The organism is Spirosoma pomorum (assembly GCF_054776615.1).
The window spans coordinates 107,079-121,737 of sequence record NZ_BAAHBP010000002.1 but is presented as its reverse complement, the minus strand read 5'-3'; the positions used below and the strand labels follow the sequence as shown (position 1 = coordinate 121,737).

At 50.9% G+C, this 14,659-nt stretch carries 12 protein-coding genes; 2 read left to right on the top strand and 10 right to left on the bottom strand.

Annotation, left to right across the window (positions count from 1 at the left end; all coding sequences use genetic code 11):
• Positions 1 to 34: 34 nt before the first annotated feature.
• On the bottom strand, positions 35 to 184 hold the full coding sequence (locus ACYVAD_RS06300; protein WP_461138631.1) for a DUF5989 family protein: 150 nt from the start codon (positions 182 to 184) through the stop codon (positions 35 to 37).
• A gap of 99 nt (positions 185 to 283) precedes the next feature.
• Positions 284 to 2,146 carry a carbamoyltransferase family protein gene (locus ACYVAD_RS06295; protein WP_461138630.1) on the bottom strand — a complete coding sequence of 621 codons (1,863 nt, stop codon included), beginning with the start codon at positions 2,144 to 2,146 and terminating at the stop codon, positions 284 to 286.
• Positions 2,147 to 2,501: 355 nt separating this feature from the next.
• On the opposite strand from ACYVAD_RS06295, the gene ACYVAD_RS06290 reads away from it, so the two are divergent.
• Entirely contained in the window at positions 2,502 to 3,557 is a 1,056-nt protein-coding gene (locus tag ACYVAD_RS06290; protein WP_461138629.1) for an alginate O-acetyltransferase AlgX-related protein, read from the top strand.
• 90 nt (positions 3,558 to 3,647) lie between these two features.
• Here the strand turns inward: ACYVAD_RS06290 and ACYVAD_RS06285 are convergent, their stop codons facing one another.
• The 8 genes from ACYVAD_RS06285 to ACYVAD_RS06250 all read right to left on the bottom strand — a co-directional run bounded on the left by ACYVAD_RS06285 (position 3,648) and on the right by ACYVAD_RS06250 (position 13,914).
• Positions 3,648 to 6,038: a lytic transglycosylase domain-containing protein gene (locus tag ACYVAD_RS06285; RefSeq protein ID WP_461138628.1), complete on the bottom strand. Its 2,391-nt coding sequence runs from the start codon at positions 6,036 to 6,038 to the stop codon at positions 3,648 to 3,650.
• A 43-nt stretch (positions 6,039 to 6,081) separates the two neighbouring features.
• Positions 6,082 to 6,723 carry an O-methyltransferase gene (locus ACYVAD_RS06280; protein ID WP_461138627.1) on the bottom strand — a complete coding sequence of 214 codons (642 nt, stop codon included), beginning with the start codon at positions 6,721 to 6,723 and terminating at the stop codon, positions 6,082 to 6,084.
• Between the two features lie 150 nt (positions 6,724 to 6,873).
• On the bottom strand, positions 6,874 to 7,326 hold the full coding sequence (gene dtd, locus ACYVAD_RS06275; protein WP_461138626.1) for a D-aminoacyl-tRNA deacylase: 453 nt from the start codon (positions 7,324 to 7,326) through the stop codon (positions 6,874 to 6,876).
• A gap of 48 nt (positions 7,327 to 7,374) precedes the next feature.
• Positions 7,375 to 7,983, bottom strand: coding sequence for a hypothetical protein (locus ACYVAD_RS06270; protein ID WP_461138625.1), 609 nt, complete (start codon positions 7,981 to 7,983; stop codon positions 7,375 to 7,377).
• A gap of 134 nt (positions 7,984 to 8,117) precedes the next feature.
• Positions 8,118 to 8,429 carry an L-rhamnose mutarotase gene (gene rhaM / locus ACYVAD_RS06265; protein ID WP_461138624.1) on the bottom strand — a complete coding sequence of 104 codons (312 nt, stop codon included), beginning with the start codon at positions 8,427 to 8,429 and terminating at the stop codon, positions 8,118 to 8,120.
• 12 nt (positions 8,430 to 8,441) lie between these two features.
• Positions 8,442 to 11,342, bottom strand: a complete 2,901-nt coding sequence (locus ACYVAD_RS06260) for a glycosyl hydrolase (RefSeq protein WP_461138623.1) — start codon at positions 11,340 to 11,342, stop codon at positions 8,442 to 8,444.
• Positions 11,339 to 12,649 (bottom strand): glycoside hydrolase family 88/105 protein, encoded by a 1,311-nt coding sequence (locus tag ACYVAD_RS06255; protein ID WP_461138622.1) that lies wholly within the window; start codon positions 12,647 to 12,649, stop codon positions 11,339 to 11,341. Before ACYVAD_RS06255 ends, ACYVAD_RS06260 begins: the two co-directional genes overlap by 4 nt.
• Before the next feature lie 71 nt (positions 12,650 to 12,720).
• Positions 12,721 to 13,914, bottom strand: a complete 1,194-nt coding sequence (locus ACYVAD_RS06250; protein ID WP_461138621.1) for a Gfo/Idh/MocA family protein — start codon at positions 13,912 to 13,914, stop codon at positions 12,721 to 12,723.
• Positions 13,915 to 14,099: 185 nt separating this feature from the next.
• Here ACYVAD_RS06250 and ACYVAD_RS06245 point away from each other — a divergent pair, with 185 nt between their 5' ends.
• The gene (locus tag ACYVAD_RS06245; protein ID WP_461138620.1) at positions 14,100 to 14,414 is read left to right on the top strand and encodes a GNAT family N-acetyltransferase; all 315 of its coding nucleotides are present in this window, start codon (positions 14,100 to 14,102) and stop codon (positions 14,412 to 14,414) included.
• Positions 14,415 to 14,659: the final 245 nt, after the last annotated feature.

Genomic DNA, 14,659 nt, shown 5'->3' with positions numbered 1-14,659 from the left:
TGCTTACGCTGGAAATAAATCCAGTGGTTTGTGATCAGAACAAAGTGTAAATAAACGGCGCAATGGCGGAGCCACCCCCAATTACCAGTAGAATACCCAGCAGGAGCAGAACGAAAATCATCGGGGCAAGCCACCATTTTTTACGCTCTTTAATGAAGAGGAACATATCCCGGAAAAAGTCCATGAGTAAAAAGGATCAAAAGTTGACTGATTATGTGATAGTAAAAGCTGTTGGTCAAACGAGTTGACACCAAAATCAAAATGATAGCTGGCTAAGGAAGACCTAGTCCAGAACGAACTCCTCTTTCCAGTTGTCCTTCTCCTGCCACTGAGGTTGTTCCTGCTTGGCAAAGAGATAATTCCCAACGACCAGGTAGTCCATTTCGGTCCGCATGAAACAGCGGTAAGCATCTTCCGGCGTGCAGACAATGGGTTCTCCCCGTACGTTGAAACTGGTATTGACAATAACCCCGTACCCCGTCTGCCGCTTGAACGCCTGAATCAGCTCGTGGTAATACGGGTTAGTCTCCTTGTGTACCGTTTGGATACGAGCCGAAAAATCAATGTGGGTAATGGAAGGCAGATCCGAACGCAGGCAGTACAGCTTCTCCCGCAGAGGCATCTGGTGATACGTAGCAGGCAGCGCTTTACGACGCGAATCCGCAACCGGGTGAACCAGTAGCATATACGGTGAAATGCCGTTGTAATTAAAATACTGGTTACAGTCTTCGGCAAGAACCGATGGGGCAAACGGCCTGAAAGACTCACGATACTTAATTTTGAGGTTCAGTTTCTTCTGCATTTCCGCGTTACGTGGATCACCCAGAATACTACGTCCGCCCAGCGCTCTTGGTCCAAATTCCATACGTCCCTGTACCCAGCCAACAACATTACCCTCCGCTAGTAACTGGGCGGTTTCCTCGGCCAGGTCTTTTACGTTCGCGAAACGGGTATAAACGCCTTTGTACTTGCGGGCGGCTACCTCAACGTCCCGATCCGAAATGTCAGGTCCCAAATACGAACCTGCCATCTCATCCTGCTGGCCGCTGAGCCGACGCTCCTGGCCAAAATAAATGTGGTAGGCCGCCAGCGCTGCCCCAAGAGCGCCACCAGCATCGCCGGCAGCAGGCTGAATAAAGATGTCATCGAACACACCCGCCGACTGTAGCTTGCCGTTGGATACGCAATTGAGCGCCACCCCACCGGCGAGGCATAGGTAACGAGCCCCGCTCAGACGCTTCGCTTCCTGCGCCATAAGCACGACGACCTCTTCGGTGATGCGTTGAATGGCCAGTCCCAGGTTGCAGTGCTGCTCCAGCAGTTCGTCTTCCGGGTTCCGTTTAGGAAAACCGAACAAAGGAGCCCATTTGTTCTCATGTACCATCCGCAGGCCGGTCGCATAATCAAAGTAATCCTGATTAAGCCAAATCGAGCCATCTTCTTTGATCGAAACCAGCTCCCGTTTGATGATGTCAACGTAACGGTCAACATCGGGCGATGTAGGATTCCCGTACGGAGCCAGACCCATGAGCTTGTACTCACCCGAATTTACTTTAAAGCCCAGAAAGTACGTAAAGGCTGAATAAAGCAGACCCAGGGAATGCGGAAACCGCAATTCTTTCAGGATAGAAATGTCCTTACCCGATCCTTTGCAAATGGAGGCCGTTGCCCATTCGCCAACGCCGTCAATAGTTAGAATGGCAGCTTCTTCAAAAGGCGATGGATAGAACGCACTAGCTGCGTGAGAAAGGTGGTGTTCGGGAAAAAGCAGTTTAACCGATTTGGCCTCGTCTCCGTAGAGTTTCGTGAGCTCCTCGCGGATCAGCCGCTTAAGGAACATCTTTTCTTTGATCCAGACGGGCATGGCCGTAATGAACGATCTCAATCCCTTAGGCGCAAACGCGTAGTAGGTTTCGAGGAGTCGTTCGAATTTTAGCAGGGGTTTGTCGTAGAAGACAACTGCATCCAGATCTTTTGCGCTCAGACCCGCGTGTTGAAGACAGTATTTAACTGCTTCCGCCGGAAAGGCAGGGTCATGTTTTTTGCGGGTAAACCGTTCTTCCTGCGCAGCTGCAACAATCTTTCCATCCATGATCAGCGCAGCTGCCGAGTCATGGTAAAAGGCCGATATGCCAAGTATATACATTCGGTTAAACAGAAGGTGTAAAAAAGGAAGCGAAGCGTAAATAAAAGTTGACCAGTAGAAACTTATTTTAGGCACTTCTCTAGCCCACAAAAATATTATTTATTGGAATAATAAGTATATGCCTTGTATTAAATTTTTGACATGTGACGTGGTATAAATAGCATATTTATCCTAGTAATTTAATGGAATAATTGTGGGGAATATGTGAAATAGATTTTGCTTAGTTGAGTAGAAAAATCGTGCAGAATAGCAGAAAGAGCGAGCAATTTTTCACGATACCAGGCCCGACAATATTTATATTTGTCGCCTATAATTGTTTTCTAGTCTCTATCGCCGTACCGCTTCCCCTCTTTGTATGCTTAAAAAGCTATCGTTCTCAATTGTATTTGGCCTTATTCTATTAACAGTAACATTCCTAATTGGGGAAGTTGCACTCCGGATTTACAATCACTTCACGCATTCGCACATCTTCTACGATGGCAGTTACAATCGATACCGCGGTAAGCCACACGCCGAACTGTACGGATTTCATTTAAACTCAGGTGGATTCAGTGATACGGAGTTTACGGCTCCTGCCAGCGATTACCGCATCATCGGTTTGGGTGACTCGTTTGCGTTCGGTATTGTTCCGCATGATTATACGTACCTGACCAAGCTGGAAGAGAAGCTAAAAGCGCGCGTTGGCAATGTCAGCCTGTTTAACATGGGGATCTCGCAGACAAACCCCAGCGATTACTACACGATTCTAACCCAGGAAGGAGCTGACTTAAAGCCAGACTTAGTGTTGCTGTCCTTTTTCGTGGGGAACGATTTCGATGTACCCCGCAAGCCTTGGTACCGGTACTCATACGTACTGACTGCCCTGAATTACATTTTCAAAGTATCCTGGAAAGTGCGTGATTTTACTGGTCACGAGCCGTACTGCGACAGTTGCAATACGTTCGACCGGACCGAGTATTTACGTATCGAGCAGGACCGTCTGAATTCCTGGAAGTATCACATTCCGGAGAACGGTGAGTTTCCGGGGGGGGAGAAAAGTAATTTTTCCAGTTCTATTTCGGCTCTTTTACGTACCCGCGATTACAGCAAAGCCCAGGGAGCCCGCTTTCTTGTCGTTATCATTCCCGACGAAATGCAGGTTGATAAAACATTGCAGCAGGATTTAGTGAAGACGTATCACGCGGATGCGGGTAAACTGCCATATGACGTTAAGACGCCAACGAAACTACTTATCCAGGAATTGAAGAAAAATAAGATCGAGTACATTGACCTTCAACAGGCGTTTCAGGATTCCATTCCGGCCCGGCAGTTGTACAAGCCGTCGGATTCTCATTGGAACATCGCTGGTAATGCTTTTGCCGCTAATGTGCTGGCTGATTCGCTGGTAAAGATTCTCCCGACGAAAAAGTAATAAAGAAGCTACCTAGTTAACGCAAGAAGCCCCGGTTAAAGCTACTTTAACCGGGGCTTCTTGCGTTAATCAAACACTGTGGGGCAACGCCTACTTCACAATTTTTATCTTCTGACCAGCCTTAACTTCGGTTGTTGTCAGGTTATTCCAGGCCTGGATCTGCTCGATAGTAACTCCGTAATTTTTGGAGATTCGGAACATGGTTTCGCCTTTGCCAACCGTATGATACGTTGTTTCACCCGTAGCGGCCGCTTCTTTAACGGGAGCAGATGACGCGGCAGCAGGTTTGGTAACGGGAGAAGCGGAGGCTGATTTATTGATCGAGACTGGGCTACCTTTTACGATTAATTCTCTACCAACAACCAGTACGTCCGACTGACCCAGGTTGTTTAATTCCCGAAGCTCGTCGACTGTTAGGCCATACTGCTTTGAAATGCTGTAGTACGTCTGGCCAGGTTCAACTTTATGTTTTGTCGTGCCGGTACTGCTCGGCGTTGTTGGCCGTTCTGTCGAAACGGGCTTGGTCGTGACGGGAGTCGGTTTCGCTACAACTGGAGCTGGTTTCGTTGCCTCGGGTTCTGATTCCGGTGTGGGCTTAGTTGCTGTTGCCGCCGGACGATCAGCTTTAGTAACGGCCGGCGTCGATGAACGAACGGGGGGCGATGTTGGGGGCGTAAGCGATCCGTCAGCCTGTTGCTCGCGGGGACCTTCGTAGTCCGGGTCTGATTTTGGCGCAGCCCGCCGAGTTGTGGTTGTCCGAGGTGCTGTCGTTTTAGTGGGCGTCTTGGTGTCTACACTAGCCATGGTACGCTCTTCAGTGGGCGTTGGGACGGGGGTTGATGTCGATGTTGTCGTTTCGGGCGTGCGAACGATAACAACCCGTTGTGAGCCACTGGATGAGCTGTTCACGGACGAAGGAGCCGGCAGTGGCGTTGTTACCACGGGGGCTGCTGTTGATACCGGACGAGTTGACTCAGGTGCGGGGGGCGTTGCACCGGGGGCTGTACCGTCGTTGGGCGTAACGCCACCGCCGACTAGTTTAGGCTGGTACATTTTACGTTCCGACGGATTACGGGGAATATTATCGGCGTTGGCAGGTACGCTATTGCTGGCTACAGGACGAGTAGCGGGGGGCGTAGGCGTCTGATCGTAAACGGGTAGAGTTGGCGCGTCGATAACTTCAACCGGTTTGTTACCAGGTCGACGTTCACGTAACCACATGACCCGACCAGTGACCAGCTTCTGAGAGCGATCCAGCCGGTTGTAGCGCAGCAGTTTTTTCAGCCGCAGACCGTAGCGTTGCGAGATACTGCGCGCGGTTTCGCCGTCACGTACTGTATGGAAAGGAACCAGTGCCTTCTTCCGTTTTTTGGCTAGATAATAAACGTCGTTCACGATAATCTGATCGGAGGGATCAAGGTCGTTATAGCGCAGAAAACTCGACAGACTGATTTTAGCCTTACGAGCCAGTGATCCCGCGTTATCACCCGCCTGGGCCTGAATACCCGGCAGACCGTTGATTTCGTACAGAACCGGGTCGTTTTTACCCGTTTTGGTCGCCGTTACCCGGCGTAGCACCGGAAAGCCGACGTCATTCTGAACCACCTGAGCCGCTTTCTTGCTACGAACGTTGACGATCTTCTGACGTACATCGTTGATCTGGTTGTTGGGAACCGGGATCGCCATGACGTAATCCTTGTCCGTAGGCACTAGTTCGCCAATCACCCAGCGGTTATACTTGCGCAGTTCGCTTTCGTCGACGCTTAGCTCATTGGCAATATCACCGAAGCTTTTACCACCTCCGTTTGGGTATTCGATCAACGCAAAAGTGTTACTGGCCTGGTGCGTTTTCAGGGCGTTTTCGACGGCGATCTTGTGCGCAAAGAAGCGTAAAATATACCGATCCGTCCGGCCATCGAGCGTAACCTCACGAGCGTATGACCAGTCCGGGGGAATCAATCGGCTAATGCCGCTGGCCCCCAGGTAATAGGAGTAGAGTGATGCAATCCAGTTGTTAAACTGCGTATTGCTCTTCTTGAAGTATTTAGCGGCTGCCCGACTTGAGGCAATAATGCTTTTTCGTTCATCGACGATATCATCAACGCGCAGGCCGTAATCCGTTGCAGTTTCCCGCTTGAACTGCCAGTACCCCACGGCCATAGATGACGAAACCGCGTCGGGGGTCAGCGAGCTTTCCTGGACGGCCAGGTATTTGAAATCGACAGGTACCCCTTCTTCCAGCAGGATCGTTTCGATCATCGGGAAGTAAAGAGCAACCCGGTCAAGTTTAGCCGACCAATACTGACGGTTAGCCAGTAATGCGTTTACATCCTGCTGGATCAGCCGTCGGGCATCGTTGTCCAGCCGAACGGAAATGTCCGCAAACGTAACCTGCTCCGGAACGGTTGGGGCAGTCTGAGCCAGTGAGGTAAAACCGAGAAGGAGAAAAAGCAGCAATAAAGGGTACGTGTTTTTTCGCATAAGCCAAAGGTAATCTATCGTAGGAGTATTTTTATACGCTCTGTTACCGTTTACGAACTATCGTAATACCATCGCGAACGGGGAGCAATACGTTGTCAACGCGGGGATCCTGCTGAATAAAATCATTGAATTCAACCACACTAATCGTGTCTAGGTCGTTTGGTTTCACCGTGTCAATAACCTTGCCACTCCAGAGCACATTGTCAATCAGCAAGAAACCACCCGGACGGAGTTTCTCGAATACCAGGTCGTAATATACTTTATTGTTTCGCTTGTCAGCGTCAATAAAGACCAGATCGAACGTATCAGGCAGCGTGGGAATGATGTCGGCTGCCTGACCGATACGTAGGTCAATGCGGTCGTTCAGTGGAGACTTGGCCCAATACGATCGGGCGAACTCTTCGAGCTCTTCGTTCTGGTCGATGGTAATCAGACGGCCGTCATCAGCCAGACCTTCGGCCAAGCACAGCGCTGAATAGCCAGTGTACGTGCCTAACTCCAAGATACGGCGAGGCCGTATCATCCAGGAAATCATGGACAGGAAACGACCCTGCAGGTGGCCGGACAACATGCGTGGGGCCATAATGTGAGCACGCGTGTCGCGATCAAGCTGACGGAGCAGGTCGCTTTCGGGTGAGGTATGGGCCTCGGAATAAGCCGTTAACTTGGCGGGTAAAAAATCCATTGACGAGGAGTGCGCCTGTGGGCGGGTAAGGGGCCGCGTCCGGTGAAAACTAAGAAACTATTAGAACCCGAACGTGCAGAGCAACGAAATAGTACTCAATAATTAGTTTGTGTAGTACTAAACTGATCGTCTGGCGAAGCCGTCGGCGAGTTAAATCCGGTTTTTGGTGTCTATGACGATGGTAACGGGACCATCATTAATCAAGGTCACTTTCATGTCGGCACCAAACGTACCGGTCTGGATCGGCTTCCCCAGATCGGTCCCGAGTTGGGTGATCATGGCTTCGTAGAGTGGAATGGCCACTTCGGGCCGGGCGGCTTCGATGAAGCTGGGTCGATTTCCTTTTTTCGTATTGGCGTGCAGCGTGAACTGACTAATGAGCAGGATATTCCCATCAACAGCCGCCAGATCCAGGTTCATCTTGTCGGCTTCGTCGTTAAAAACCCGCATGCCGATAATCTTCCGGCTGAGCCACGTTACGTCCTCTTCCGTATCGGTATGCGTAACGCCCAGCAATACCATGAACCCCTTTTCAATCTGGCCTTTAACCACACCGTCGATGGTTACCGACGCCTGCGACACTCGTTGAATTACTGCAATCATGCCCAAAGATAGGCAGACGGGCTGTTCGGGCGTGATTGTAGTAATGATCTAAAACTCGTCCTGAGACTCTAGACGGAAATCGTCTTTGGGGAAAATCCACTTTAGTTTGTCTTCCAAGATATGCTTTTCCATGTCATTTAACCGAATGAAGACAACAGTCTGTCCTGTCCACTCTTCGTTTGGTCCTACACAAATAAAGAATTGTTCATGTGTCATCTTTCGCATTTCTTTATTGATGTAGGTGAATACTTCTTCATCTAGCCAGTCTTCGTAATAGGCTAACTCGAAACCAATTTCCTCGCCATTGCTGGAGAAACTAATCTGAATAGGCCCTTCATCGGATTGCCAGATCTCTTGACTATTTGTTGGTAAGAAGTGACCATCTGAAGCGTTGGAAAATGTCTCAATGATGCTTATATAGATATTATTCCCTAGTGCTACGTCAGTTTCTAAGTCAATATGAATGTATTTTTTGTCATCTTGAGCTAAAAGATGGCCTATGTTTGAATAGCTATCTAGCTCATGGTCGAACCCCAAATCTGGAGCATGCTCGTTTCGCTTTTTTTGTCTTAGCTTCGCTATTAATTCAGCATCACTTAAGTCGTTAAACTCTTTGAAAAAACCTGCCTGTCGTAAAGTTGATAAATCGTCAAACATAGCTCTAATTCGTAATCAAAACGTGGTTCTGTTAATATAGCTGTTCCCCCTCGATACAGAACTGAGTGTGTGTATGCGATACTACAGCTGATGAGACATGCACGATGATCAATAGATCAACGAAAAGATTCTGTTTACAACCGAAATACGCAATCAAGCGGCTGGACAACGGGTGACTTGTCGGGGTTCGTATCCATCAGGTCGGCCATGTACGCCCACCAGCGCTGCATGATCGGCTGTGCGGGAAGCTGATCCACGGTATGGTTCGCGGAACGCTGCTGAACGGCAAACAAGGTTCGGCTGGCTGGGTCTAAGTAAATAGCGTAGGCCTGAATGCCTGCCTCGCGTAAAGCCGCCGACAACTCCGGCCAGATTTCATCATGACGTCGTTTGTATTCAGTTTCAACGCCGGGCTTAAGCCGCATGGTGAACGCAATTTCTTTCATAAGAAACAACTATTAACGGTCCGAAAGGAGTAAGGGCGACAGAGGGGTTAATGTAACGGGGCCAAGCAGGCCGGAGGGCCGCGGCTGCCAGCTTTCGGCGGTAAACAGGCCATCTTTGCCCCGGTTCTCTTTTAGCCGGGCTGACATATTGATGTTGTAAAATTTCTTCCAATTGACGTGCCGCTTGTCCAGGTCGACCATGCGGTTGGCCATACCATTGGACACCGTAATCGTCAGTTTATTGGTCGGGCGGAGCAGGCTATCGGGAATAGCCAACTGATACGTTGGGCCGATGAGCGTTGCCAGTTCCTGACCGTTCAGTTGCACCCGGGCGCTTTCGGCCACCTTACCCAGATCGAGTAACCAGTCACCAGTATGGCCGGCGGGCTTTGTGAACGTAAGGCTGTAACTGGCTGCGCCGGAAAAAATCTTAACTCCGTCGCTGGGCAGGTCAGTCCACGAACCAAGCTGATTCGTCGTAACGGATGCTGGTTTAGTTGGACCACCCGACACGAAATCGACTGTCCAGGTACCAGACAGTGGCTGCGGTTTACCCGTTACTTGTTGATACGCAAAAGCCGATTCTGTCGGATGTTGCCCCGTAACGGTTGTTTCCAGCAGGCAGGATTCGCCGGGAGCCAGTTGCAGATACACTTCGCTTCCGCCAGCGCTGGTTTTACGGCTTGCCGCCCGGCCGGTCTGCTCGGTCATCGGGTTGAACAACGTAACGGATTGGGCGCTGGTCGCTAACGGAATCCAGTCGCTTACTGGCTTATCGCCCGAGTTGAGGATAAAGTAATAATGCCCCTGCCGGCCAGATGTATTAAAGCTGCGCCGAACAACCTGTAGTTGCCGATCGACCAGTGATTCCCGCTTGACGTCCGCCTGTGAAAGCAGGGCATCCATCTCCGTTCCCCGCAGAAATAGGCCTTTGCCAAGGGTAGCTCGTTCCATGCCGGCAGTCTTGTTGAATTTCAGCCCGTTTACGAGCTGGTCAAAAGCCTGCTGGCGTTCGGCTAACTTATCCAGACCTGGTACGTTTGCCGGTATTTTGCCAGCGATAATCACGGTCGCGCCTTGCTGCGCCAGTTTCACGAGTTGTTGCAGCGTTGCCAACGGCATATACTGCACATCGGGTAGTAGGATTGTCCGGTACGTAGCGCCCCCTGAGGTTAACAGCTGCCCGTTGACGGTAGTCAGTTTGGCCAGTTGTTTGTCCGAAATGAAATCGAAACCGTATCCTTTTTGCAACAGCGTCTCGGCTTGATGAGCAACGGGTAGGTCCTTGAAGCCGTGTTCAATGCCGTCAAAATGCTGTAATAACCTCGGTTCGGTAAGATCTTTACCTTGCTTGACGGGTTGCGCGTATGCATCATAAGTAGGGAGATAAACTAATACGTCGTTGTTAGGCTTTCCCTGTTGCAAAAACGACTGACAGCGGGCAACGTACTGATTTAACTTACCAAAATCGGTCCAGAACGAATTGTTCGGGTTGACATGAACGGCCGCGTAAAACAGCCAGCCTGGCCACTCCGCCTGGGGAGGAGAGTAGTTGGTCCCGTGATAAAACATATGGTTGACACCTCCCAGTAAAAACAAATCCAGATCCTTTTTGACGTCACTAAGCGTCGACAAAAAATGTTCGTTGTCCCAGGTTGCTGACTCCGACGAGATTAGTGGCTTGCCCGTTACGTTGGCCGCCGACGAGGCAAACTTGATCCGGAGCAGATCCGTACCTTCGATCTCGGGAATGTCTGTTTCGGCGTACAGATCCAGGATATTAGCCGGTGAACCGTGTGCCTGGTTTCGAATGAGCTTGCCCCGGCTCTTCGCCCAGTCGTGCCAGGTGCGGGTGTAATTTTCCAGAATCAGTTCGGCGATAGTTTCCCGGTAGTCGCTTAGAACGCACCGGTGCTGGGCATTGACGATGTCGAACAACTCGGGGAGGTGCTGTTTCAGGTCGTAGCCCCGCCGTTTTGTGAATTCGGTGAAGAGCGCGGGCGTCCAGTTGGCTTCCCCCTGGGCATCGTCTACTTCGTAGGAGTCATTGAAAAAAGCCCGCAGTGAGCCGATAGTACGTCCAGTAAACGCCTGATCGAATCGCTGGAGATAATGCTGTGTGGCAGCTTTGGAAAAATGGTCGATCACGTCGCCCTCGCCACCCGGCCCGGCTCGTTCAACCTGCTTTCCATGCCAGCCCTGAAAAACGGCGTAGAGCGTCCATGGTGCCGATGTGCCTTTCGGTGCTGTCCAGCTAAGATTTCCCTGCGCGTCGACGTAACGGGTCAGGTCGATTGCCTGTCCATTACCATAGGCCATCAACGTTTGTAGCGGTATTGACTTTCGGAATCGAACCTGATCGAAGGCATGGCGCTGTAAATCCGGGTTCTTCGCCACCGGATCAGCCAGTTTTTCAATAGTGATTGGTTCGCCCACGGCCCGTACCAGCGGCTGCTGCATATAGGTAACGGGCTCCGTCAATCGCTGACCTGGCTTCAAGGTGTACGTTTTGAACGTAACGTATTTACAGGCATCGGCCGGCGATACCCAGGGACCTCCAAACGGCCATCCCGACGCCTGCGCCATGTCGACGCCTAAATTCAGCCGCTTCGCTTCTGTCAGGGTATGATCCAGCCGGTCCATCCAGGCTGGCGACAGGAAGTTGATAAACTGCGACTCGGTGCCTTTGACGCCATAAATGGGCGTTATTTCAACTCCACCCAGCCCGGCCTGCTGGTATTGGGTCAATAACGTGGTAAGATCGCGGGGTTCGACGGCACTGCCCATCCACCACCAGCGCGTCCAGGGTTTGGTTTGCTGGGTGATGGTCGGCCAGCGAGAGGAAGCCGGTTGCGCCAGACTGAACGTTGAAAGAGTACTGGCGACCAGTAGAGCAAGGGCAGTTTTTTTCATTTCAGGCGATACACTTCAGACCCGGCTAGTAGGAGGCAGCCCAAGCCGTAGTCTTCAAAATCGGGTTTGCTAACGTACGTAACGGGTTGCCCATCCTTGGGCTCTTTACCGGTACCCTGTACGTAGCCAAGAAATCCATTGGGATGCACGGCCTCGGTTGCCATAGCGTTCCAGGCTTTGGCGATGATCGGCTGGTAGGTTTTTGCGTCTAGTAAGCCGTGGTTGATTCCCCAGGCCATCCCATAAGTGAATAATGCTGTGCCGGACGTTTCTTTACCACCGAAGTTAGAGGGGTCCATCAGGCTGGCATTCCAGAACCCGTCGGGGCGCTGGAGTTTGGGTAGGGCCTTCATCATCGACCTATACATCGTTTCGTATTCGTTGCGATGAGGAGCGTCTTTGGGCATGATGTCCAGCACCCTGACCAGAGCCGCCACCACCCAGCCATTCCCCCGCGACCAATAGCAGTTCGCGCCGTTTGGCTCCTTATAAGGCGGAACAAAATCTTTGTCGCGCCACCACAGTCCTTCGGCCGGATTGTAGAGCCCGCTACCGCCGTGAACGGTTTTAGAATAGGTATAGATCTGGTACATTTTTTCGTAATACCGGTTGGCTACCGATGGTTCGTCGCGATGCAGGACTGCGAGCTTGGCAAAGACGGGCATTGCCATCTGGAGCGCGTCGATCCAGTTCCAGTCGTCGATCCGCTCGCTGGCGACCATGCTGTCAATGGCGGTCTGTATGGCACGAATCCGCTCGGGTTTGGAGCGAGCCCCGTCGGGATCCAGTTCAAACAGGTCAATGTAAGTCTGGGCACAGCACTGATTATCGGCGTTCCGGTCGGTTGGGCCGTTACGTAGTCCCCACTGGTGTTTGTCACCCCAGTCGACAGCGTAATCATAATAGCGCTTCTTCGGATCGAGCGCGTAGAGTGCCATCAGTCCTTCGTAATATACCGCCCGGGTCCAGATATGACTGGGGCGAACTTTATTGGTTACGATCTCCTTACCCGGATCGGGCCATAGCTGCATGAAATAGTCGTTCGTTCGGGTCATCGTGGCCAGAATCTCTTTCTTACTGGGAAGCTTTGGCGCACCTGGCTTAGCGGCTAATACCGTGGTCGATGTAATTAAGCAGAGGAGCAAGGTGTACCAACGGGTTGGTAAACGTCTACAGCTTGCAGACAGGAAGGAAAAGACAGGGCGGTGGCTCATTGATCGGGCAGAGGACGTATCAATGATAGAGAAGCGAATCCAGTAAAATTCTACTCCCAACGGTCCACCAATGCGCCAGTAGATATTGGCCATAGTTGGCGAAAAGAAAATGGCCGGACAGGGTGTCCGGCCAATGGTAAATAAAAAGATTGCTAGGACTTTCTCTACGAAACGGCTGATTTATCCATGTACTGAATTACGTCCTTGGTCGGGACTTTCTGGCCCGTCTGGGCAGCTTTAAAAATAGCTGCGATCAATTGAACATCACGCATACCCAGTTCGCCCGGTACGGTGGTGGGTTTATCGTTCAGAACGCAATCGGCAAAGGCGTCCATCTGACGTGCCTGTTGTGGTACGTTTTCGATGTCCATTTTTCCTTCGCTGGTTTTCCCCGATAAGCCATCATACCCATAAGCGGGATCGAGTTCAAACCAACCTTTGGCGGCTTCGGCCCGTAGCTTGTTGTATTTATCGTTAAAGCTGGTTTTGCAGTCGGCCACCGTACCGTCCGCGAAATACAGTTTGAAATCCATGCCTTCTTCAATCTTGTCGAAGACCTCTGGCTTGGTTACCGGGTGGAATTTGGCCGATACAGCAATGGGAATTTCGCCCTTCGTATAGATAGCACCCTGCAAACAGTAAATACCCACATCGCGCATTGGACCACCGCCCCCGATGCCTTTGCCCATTCGCCACAGATTCGTGGTGTCCTGAACCTGGGCGTCCTCGGCAATAATGTGATTTACTTTACCATAGACCTGCTTCTGCCCCAGGCGCATCATTTCGCGGTTGTGGGGTTCGAAGTGAAGCCGGTAACCAATTGACAGTTGTTTCCCCGCCTTTTTACAGGCGTCGATCATCTGCTGGCATTCTTCCGGATTCATCGCCATGGGCTTCTCGCAGATAACGTGCTTTCCCGCTTTAGCTGCCCGGACGGTATATTCGGCGTGTAACGAGTTCGGCAGTACGACGTAAACGATGTCGATATCCGGATTGTCAGCGATCTGATCGAACGTTTTGTAGTCGTAAATATTCTTATCCGGAATGTTGTATTTCTTTTTCCACTCTTCGGCTTTCGAGGGCGTACCCGTCACGATACCTGCTAAGCGGCAGTTCGTCGTTTTTTCCAGTGCGGGGGCCAGTTCTTCGGTACTGTATTTCCCGAGCCCAACGAGCGCAATACCGAGTTTGCGACTGGTCCCCGAAGTTGTCGTCGTTGAACTGGCCGAGTCGGCTGTTGATTCGCCGGACTTACTGCTGCAGCTTTGTAAGCCAAATGTGGCAATGGCGGGAGCCGCCAGGGCCGCCGTGCCTAACTGATGAATAAATGTCCGGCGCGAAAAGAATGATTGATTCATAACGTAGGTTGATTGAAATCGCGAAAACTCAGGGAGTTCATTCTACATGTAACCTGATGTTTTAACGATTGTTATACCAGGTTAGTAGGTTACTCGGTGACTATCTGATTACCGTAGGGAACCAGGAAGAACAATTTGATTGGTTCCTGTGTAGGTACTTTATTACCAATAAGAACCTACAGGATATGGACGAGAAAAACGCGACCGTGCGGAATAATGAGGCTAAAAACCGGTTTGAGCTAGAAATTGATGGCAAGCTGTCAATCTCAGAATACCAGCGTGTCGACGACCAAACCCTAGCGCTGGTGCATACCGAAGTCGATCCCGAGCTGGAAGGGAAAGGCATCGGATCACAGCTCACCAAAGGCGTATTTGAGTATGTCGAGCAGCACAACATGAAAATCGTGTCGTTGTGTCCATTTGTATCGACCTACCTGAAACGGCATCCCGAGTGGAATCGAATTGTGGCGGACAAACGTAAAACCGAGGATGTTGAGTAGGGGATAGCGCTTAATCTCTACTTTTTATCATTCTAACCAAGGTGTGTTCTGATAGGAGGAATCGTAAAACTTCTCGTTATGGAGCTTAAGATTCCTTCTATCAGTCGTTTTCGGGTCATTACTTAGCTGTCCAGCTTGCCTGGATCAGGGTAAAGCAATGCCATCGCATGGCCTCCGAACGTCCAATACCAGTCGAGGAACTTTGCTCCGCGACCAATCAACTCCACCCTTCCTGTGCTGTCCAG

Bases quoted from the DNA above. Each gene is read 5' to 3' on its own strand.
- ACYVAD_RS06280 (WP_461138627.1), bottom strand. From the start codon at position 6,723: ATGGATTTTTTACCCGCCAAGTTAACGGCTTATTCCGAGGCCCATACC.
- ACYVAD_RS06270 (WP_461138625.1), bottom strand. From the start codon at position 7,983: ATGTTTGACGATTTATCAACTTTACGACAGGCAGGTTTTTTCAAAGAG.
- rhaM (WP_461138624.1), bottom strand. From the start codon at position 8,429: ATGAAAGAAATTGCGTTCACCATGCGGCTTAAGCCCGGCGTTGAAACT.
- ACYVAD_RS06245 (WP_461138620.1), top strand. From the start codon at position 14,100: ATGGACGAGAAAAACGCGACCGTGCGGAATAATGAGGCTAAAAACCGG.
- ACYVAD_RS06300 (WP_461138631.1), bottom strand. From the start codon at position 184: ATGGACTTTTTCCGGGATATGTTCCTCTTCATTAAAGAGCGTAAAAAA.
- ACYVAD_RS06250 (WP_461138621.1), bottom strand. From the start codon at position 13,914: ATGAATCAATCATTCTTTTCGCGCCGGACATTTATTCATCAGTTAGGC.
- ACYVAD_RS06255 (WP_461138622.1), bottom strand. From the start codon at position 12,649: ATGGCCAATATCTACTGGCGCATTGGTGGACCGTTGGGAGTAGAATTT.
- dtd (WP_461138626.1), bottom strand. From the start codon at position 7,326: ATGATTGCAGTAATTCAACGAGTGTCGCAGGCGTCGGTAACCATCGAC.
- ACYVAD_RS06285 (WP_461138628.1), bottom strand. From the start codon at position 6,038: ATGCGAAAAAACACGTACCCTTTATTGCTGCTTTTTCTCCTTCTCGGT.
- ACYVAD_RS06290 (WP_461138629.1), top strand. From the start codon at position 2,502: ATGCTTAAAAAGCTATCGTTCTCAATTGTATTTGGCCTTATTCTATTA.
- ACYVAD_RS06260 (WP_461138623.1), bottom strand. From the start codon at position 11,342: ATGAAAAAAACTGCCCTTGCTCTACTGGTCGCCAGTACTCTTTCAACG.
- ACYVAD_RS06295 (WP_461138630.1), bottom strand. From the start codon at position 2,146: ATGTATATACTTGGCATATCGGCCTTTTACCATGACTCGGCAGCTGCG.